The organism is Pseudoalteromonas prydzensis (assembly GCF_011050055.1).
In the GTDB taxonomy this organism is placed as follows: domain Bacteria; phylum Pseudomonadota; class Gammaproteobacteria; order Enterobacterales; family Alteromonadaceae; genus Pseudoalteromonas; species Pseudoalteromonas prydzensis_A.
Genome location: NZ_DRGM01000146.1, coordinates 1 through 6,094 on the forward strand (window position 1 = coordinate 1; position 6,094 = coordinate 6,094).

Sequence of the window (6,094 nt, forward strand, 5' to 3'; positions counted from 1 at the left end):
ACCGCGAGCCAGCCATACCATTTATCCGTTTTATGTTTGTTTATTAATAGATCAACACCGTAAGCTCGCCCAGTGACATCATTACTGTAACGCATTGCTGCATCGGAATAATTGTTTAATGCCAACGGTAAATCGTCCATGGTTTTGTAATACCCTTCAATAGACCATGTCCACTCATCGGCAAGTTCTTGTGCAAAACCTAAACTGCTGTGTTTGGAGGTTTGCGAACGTAACTTCGGGTTGCCGTGTTCAGGCAATATGTAGTCAATATCTTGCATACGATTATAATGCCCGTATTTAGCATTGATGCTATTTCTGTCATTAATGAAATAGCTAAGTGCAAGGCGTGGCATCACAAAATCTTCATCAGTGTAATCATTGCCTTGATATTGTACGCCGACTTCGCTTTGCCATTGTTCGTTAATATCCCAAATATGGCTAACACCAACAAAGTACTTATCAAGGGCTAGCTTGTCTTTGCCCGTTATTCGCTCACCTTTGTTTAGATCGCAATCAGGATCGAGCTCGGTACAAAGATATTGAAAACTATCGTAACTGTACGTGCTGTCGTTATCAAAATAGGCGGCATCAAACACCAGTTGCTGGGCTTTAGTAACACGCCAATTTAAGCGTCCTTTATAAGTGATTTGCTTTTGTTGTTCTTCATCAAAATAGCCATCACTTAGCGTGGCACGTTTAGCGTATTCCAAGCGGCCAGAATGTTCGAGCGCAGCAACGCCTAAGCGTAAATGAAAGTCTTTATGAAAGTGATCCCATAGAATACTTTGGCTGGTAAATTCACGAATAAAATCAGCATCGCCTTGATACTCAGGGTTTTTTAGTGATAGTTCAGCGCGTTGATTAAAGCCCGCTGCAACCGAGTCTTTAGCGCCTGTAAATGACACGGTTAGCGCGTTTTGATTGTTTATATCCCAGATCCATTTACCTTGATAATCATGATCATCCGGGGGATCATTAATGGTGACACCACTGAGTTCACCATCGTCGTTTTCAAGCTCTTCACCTTTGGAAAAAAACAGCGGTAATGTACTTTTACGTGCTGATAAATAAAACGCTGTGTTCTGCGTGAGTTGTCCTTCAACAAAGACACCGGCATTAAACATTGTAACATCAAGCGTGGTAGTAATCGGCTGATATTTAGGGTTACGCAGTGTTACGTCAAATACGGCACCGGTGGCGTTGCTGTAGCTGGTGCCATAACCGGCTGAGTAAAGTTGAAAGTCTTGAATAATGTACTTGTTGAAAATAGAACTGCCGAAATCGTGAAAAATATAGCCAGCAGGCATAAAATCCACTTCAAACAAATTATCATCGGGCGATGAGCCACGTACCGCTGGTTCACTCATTGAGCCGCCAGCGGCGACAACGCCTGGCAATGCAAATACTGCCCGCAGTGGGTCGCCCATAGCACCGGGCATAGTGATCAGTTTTTCAGTATTTTCGGGTAATGCTACTGCGTTTATAAACGGTTTCAAGACGCTCTATTGTTTCTTCATTAGCATCAACGTTGGCGTGCGTTAAAAATGGCAAGCACAACGCCAGTGGCGTTAAACGATAAAGTGATGGCAAGCAGGTGGCTAACATGTTTCTTCCATGGTTATGAGTAAATGTGACTGCGGCCTATAGTAATGAGAAAAGATATAAAAATACGTAGTAAACTGTACGCAAATGTAGGTAAGTGTAGGGAGGTGTTATAAGCTGTTACATTTAGTTTTGGGCTCTGATAGTAATACCTAATTGACTTGAATAGCCCATTGCACGGGCGGTTATTTGCAGTTGCTCATTCACCACATAATAAGTAGGAAAGGCGCTGATTTTATAATTACTTTGGGTATGTTTATCGCCGAGTAAAATGGGCATTGTTAGCTTAAGTTCGTCAATAAACTGCGCAACTTCTTGTGCATTTTTATAATCAAGCGCGATGCCAATGGCAGTGATATCAGAATCAACCAGTGCCGCTTCTAGGTTTGGCATACTGTAACGACAAATTGTGCACCATGGCGCAAAAAAATACACGACGGTGGTGTTGCCTTTGAGCATCGCAATATCCATACGTTGTTTGCTGTCATTGAGCAGAGGTAAATTAAAATACGGGGCAGGGCTGCTATCTGAGCTGAGTAAATTGCGTTGCTGATAAGTAGTCACTACAAAAAACACCACAACTAAAATTATGATGTTCACTAACAAACTTGTTATTTTTTTCATCTGCACCTCTAAAGTTAATGCTCCTAATTACGCTTTATAGACTTGAAAAGCAAACCTTCTGTGCCCATTTTATTGAGTAGGCAAAAAGAGGTTTTGAAAAAAATAAAACTTTTTTCAAAAATAATCTTGAAAACAATTTTGCCGTCCATATATAGTTTAGTGAGGACGCCTGATGGGTCCCAATTAAACAGAAGTAATTGAAATTTATATTATTAATTAAACTTTGCCTGCGCTTGTTCAACCGAAAAGCACATGCAAAATATCGCTTAAATATGAGGATATTATTATGCGTACAGTAGATTTATCACCACTTTATCGTTCATTCATTGGTTTCGATCATTTAGCATCTTTAATGGATGCGGCAGCTCGTACTGACAAGCAGCCAAGTTTTCCTCCGTATAACATCGAAGCACTCGATAAAGACAAATATCGCATTACTATGGCTGTTGCCGGCTTTAGTGATAATGAGCTGACGATAGAGTCAGAAAACAACACCTTAAAAGTGGCAGGTATTAAAGCCGATAAAGATGACAGCGCAGAGCGCAAATTTATTCATCAAGGCATTGCCGAGCGTAATTTTGAACGCAAATTCCAGCTAGGTGACCACGTAAAAGTACTCGGCGCTGATTTAGCCAATGGCTTACTTAGCATCGATTTGCAACGTGAGATCCCTGAAGCACTTAAACCACGTAAAATTGAAATTGGCAGTGGTAACTTGCTAGAAGGTAAATAACCAACCCTTTGACATTATTTTCCCCTGATTTAATTGTTATTTTTAGCCGCCTCAGTTGAGGCGGCTTTTCTATGGCTGCAATAGATGGCTTTGTATTATTTTAAAGCGTTTCAATATTATCTAAGCACCACTGCGCTCTATTAAGAATGGCTTGCTGTTGAGTTGGGGTTTGTTTTTGCCAATTTTTATAAACCATGCTAATACGAGGATTGTGTGCTAATCGCGCTTGATGGCTGTGCATAAATTGCCAGTATAAGCTGTTAAACGGGCAAGCCGTAGCTTCAGTTTTTTGTTGTACCTTGTAGTGGCAGCTATTGCAGTAATCACTCATTTTGTTTATGTAGTTACCGCTTGCAGCATACGGTTTTGTGGCGATCAGGCCGCCATCAGCAAATTGACTCATACCACGGGTGTTTGGCATTTCTACCCATTCAATGGCATCGATATAAATGCCTAAATACCAGTTATCAACATGATCAGGAGCAATACCGGTTAATAAGCAAAAGTTACCGGTGATCATTAACCGTTGTATATGATGTGCATAGGCGGTCTCTAAGCTTTGCGTGATTGCCTGCTTCATGCAGTTCATGTTTGTTTTGCCACTCCAAAAGTAATCCGGTATCGGGCGACTGGCACCGAGTTCATTTTTAGTTGCGTAAGCGGGCATATTTTGCCAATAAATCCCTCTTACATATTCTCGCCAGCCTAAAATTTGCCTAATAAACCCTTCAACTTGGGCAAGGTTGATCTGATCTTGGCGTGCGGTAAATTCAGCCAGTACTTGCTTAATAACGTGCATTGGGTGCAGCATTTTAGTGTTCAGTGCAAACGCGATACGGCTATGATACAAACTCCATTGGTACGAGCTCTGACAGGTCATTGCGTCTTGAAATTGCCCGAAGCAGGGGAGTAGGTGAGTACAAAAGTAAGCGAGTAATTGTTTTGCTTGTGCGCGACTGGTTGGCCACAATAAGGTTGCTGAGCAATGGCCTAGGGTATTTATCTGGTGTTTTTTTATGCGCTGTAAAATAGCTGCAATATTATTGCTAAATATTTTTGGTTCAGGGATGGCGGCTAAATCGGTTTTTTTTAATTTGTTACGATTGTCTTGGTCAAAGTTCCATTGCCCGCCTAGTGGAGCATTATCTTGCATCAATATGTCAAAGCGCTTGCGCATCATGCGATAAAAAAATTCCATTTTCACATGCTTATCTTTTTTAAAATGGTCGCTGATATCGGCAAAAGGTAATAAAAAATGTTCGCTATCACAGCCACTGATTTTTAAGCTGCTGTGTGATTTAAATTGCTGCATCTGTTGCTGTAGGCGATACTCATCAGGATATTGATATTGAATGTGCTGGCACTGATATTGCTCTGCTAAGCGTGTTAGTAATGAAGTAATGCAAGCATCGTTTTGGGTATCATCGAGCGTTAAGTGAAGCACATTTAATTGCGCTTTTTTGAGTGCTGCGGCAAAGTTTTCCATTGCTGCAAAAAACGCCGCTACTTTTTGTATATGATGTTTTACATAATCTGTTTCTTGTTTTAATTCAGCAATGACATAAAGGTATTGCGTTTGATTTTGTTCTTTATACCAACTGTGGCTGGCATTAAGTTGATCACCAAAAATAAATCGCAGCGTTTTATACATTATAGATTTTGCCCAAAGTAATCGTATACGCATTAAGTTACTGCTTAGATCGCATTTATTAATTCTGAAAGTAGTGGTATATAGGTAGAAGAAAACTGTGTAGGTTAACTACCTAAACGAGGGAATGTCGGCTTATGAACAAACATCAGTGTAATATTAGAACATTAAAAATTATTTTACCTTGCGTTATTACGCTGTGCTTTGTTGCGCCACTGCATGCGAGCGTTTATCAATGTGAGAAAAATGGGGTGATGGAGTTTAGCCAATTTCCGTGTGGGGACGATGCAAAACTTATTACGGTGAAAGAGCAAAACCCAGCCGTCCCCGGTAATATTGTTACTCATGGAAATATGGATACGACGGGCGTTGATAGTTATATCCGCACAAAGCAAATTGATGCGGATATCCAACAGCACCAAGATAAGATTGATACCCTTAGCGAAAAAATGAACGAAGAGATCGCTGGATTAAGTGAGCAATCTGCTGCGCAATTAAATAATTTATCCGGTGCCAAGAAAGAAACGGCAATCGCTAATCAAATGGCCAATGTTTCCGAACGTTATAATGTGTTAATTGAGCGTGAACAGCGAGACATTGATCGTCTGCTAAAAGAAAAGCAGGGTTTACAGACGGTGATAAACAGTTCAGAAATTGACGAGCAGTCAACTCAGAGCAAAGATATTGATTCGTTTATTCGCGTACAAGAGATCAAACGTGATATTGAACAAAGACAATCAAAAATAGATACTTACCAAGCGCAAATGGATAGGCAAATAGCAGCGCTTGAAACTCAAGCCAGCGAGCAACCGAATAATTTAGCGGATGCGGTTTTTGATAATTCACTGTCGCGAAAAATGACCGCTTTAACGTCAAAATATGCAACGTTAATCGATGTTGAACAACGCCAAATAGACCGTTTATTACAAGAGTTAGCCACTTTGCAATAAGCACTGGGCGTGTTATGAACTCATTTGCTGTTGAACTGACTTATTAATAGCAACGATGTTATTGGTATTAAATAAGTAGCTTTTTACAATGCTTTTAAACATTCTAACGGCATAATGCCAAGCGTTTTCTAAGTTTGGCGTGAATTCCTTGCCTAGATGAATTTTTAGTGCCGCGATAAACGCATCGCCTAATAAATCAACGTCCTGACACGTGAGACCACTCTTACTTAGGTTGTTAGCATGATGCTGAATAAAAGGCAGAACAGACAATAAGCAGTCTAAATGGGTAACAGTACGTTCTAATGAGCAATACAATAAATAACTTTTTTCACTTATTTCCTGACTGCTAGGCCACTGCATAGTCAGTGCATGACGTTTCAGCTGTACATGAAAAGTGACTGTAAAACAGTGAAAATTGGGTTTTATTATTGCTATGCTCTGTAATAATATTTTTTGATGATGAGCTGATACACCCATGATAAGCCCTCTTAAAAAATCTAAACTATGCAGATTGCCGTAGAAGACTAAGTATAGACG

General features: G+C 40.2%; 7 protein-coding genes. 2 read left to right on the forward strand and 5 right to left on the reverse strand.

What is annotated here, in order from left to right; translation table 11 throughout:
* From ENH88_RS14235 to ENH88_RS14245, 3 genes are all read right to left on the reverse strand, one after another.
* Window positions 1-1,496: TonB-dependent receptor plug domain-containing protein (locus tag ENH88_RS14235; protein ID WP_304183127.1), on the reverse strand; the 1,496-nt coding region annotated here is incomplete at its 3' end.
* Window positions 1,453-1,605 carry a hypothetical protein gene (locus ENH88_RS14240; protein ID WP_304183129.1) on the reverse strand — a complete coding sequence of 51 codons (153 nt, stop codon included), beginning with the start codon at window positions 1,603-1,605 and terminating at the stop codon, window positions 1,453-1,455. The genes ENH88_RS14235 and ENH88_RS14240, both read right to left, overlap by 44 nt.
* A gap of 123 nt (window positions 1,606-1,728) precedes the next feature.
* Window positions 1,729-2,226, reverse strand: a complete 498-nt coding sequence (locus ENH88_RS14245; protein ID WP_304183130.1) for a TlpA family protein disulfide reductase — start codon at window positions 2,224-2,226, stop codon at window positions 1,729-1,731.
* A 286-nt stretch (window positions 2,227-2,512) separates the two neighbouring features.
* Here ENH88_RS14245 and ENH88_RS14250 point away from each other — a divergent pair, with 286 nt between their 5' ends.
* Window positions 2,513-2,959 (forward strand): Hsp20 family protein, encoded by a 447-nt coding sequence (locus ENH88_RS14250; protein WP_304183131.1) that lies wholly within the window; start codon window positions 2,513-2,515, stop codon window positions 2,957-2,959.
* A 100-nt stretch (window positions 2,960-3,059) separates the two neighbouring features.
* Here the strand turns inward: ENH88_RS14250 and ENH88_RS14255 are convergent, their stop codons facing one another.
* Window positions 3,060-4,643 carry a cryptochrome/photolyase family protein gene (locus tag ENH88_RS14255; RefSeq protein WP_304183134.1) on the reverse strand — a complete coding sequence of 528 codons (1,584 nt, stop codon included), beginning with the start codon at window positions 4,641-4,643 and terminating at the stop codon, window positions 3,060-3,062.
* A 101-nt stretch (window positions 4,644-4,744) separates the two neighbouring features.
* On the opposite strand from ENH88_RS14255, the gene ENH88_RS14260 reads away from it, so the two are divergent.
* Window positions 4,745-5,557: a DUF4124 domain-containing protein gene (locus ENH88_RS14260; RefSeq protein ID WP_304183136.1), complete on the forward strand. Its 813-nt coding sequence runs from the start codon at window positions 4,745-4,747 to the stop codon at window positions 5,555-5,557.
* Window positions 5,558-5,569: 12 nt separating this feature from the next.
* Here the strand turns inward: ENH88_RS14260 and ENH88_RS14265 are convergent.
* On the reverse strand, window positions 5,570-6,094 hold a 525-nt coding region (locus ENH88_RS14265; RefSeq protein WP_304183139.1), incomplete at its 5' end, for a hypothetical protein.

What these genes read in the sequence shown, in the direction of transcription:
- ENH88_RS14245 (WP_304183130.1), bottom strand. Translation starts at nt 2,226, where the DNA reads ATGAAAAAAATAACAAGTTTGTTAGTGAACATCATAATTTTAGTTGTG.
- ENH88_RS14255 (WP_304183134.1), bottom strand. Translation starts at nt 4,643, where the DNA reads ATGCGTATACGATTACTTTGGGCAAAATCTATAATGTATAAAACGCTG.
- ENH88_RS14240 (WP_304183129.1), bottom strand. Translation starts at nt 1,605, where the DNA reads ATGTTAGCCACCTGCTTGCCATCACTTTATCGTTTAACGCCACTGGCG.
- ENH88_RS14250 (WP_304183131.1), top strand. Translation starts at nt 2,513, where the DNA reads ATGCGTACAGTAGATTTATCACCACTTTATCGTTCATTCATTGGTTTC.
- ENH88_RS14260 (WP_304183136.1), top strand. Translation starts at nt 4,745, where the DNA reads ATGAACAAACATCAGTGTAATATTAGAACATTAAAAATTATTTTACCT.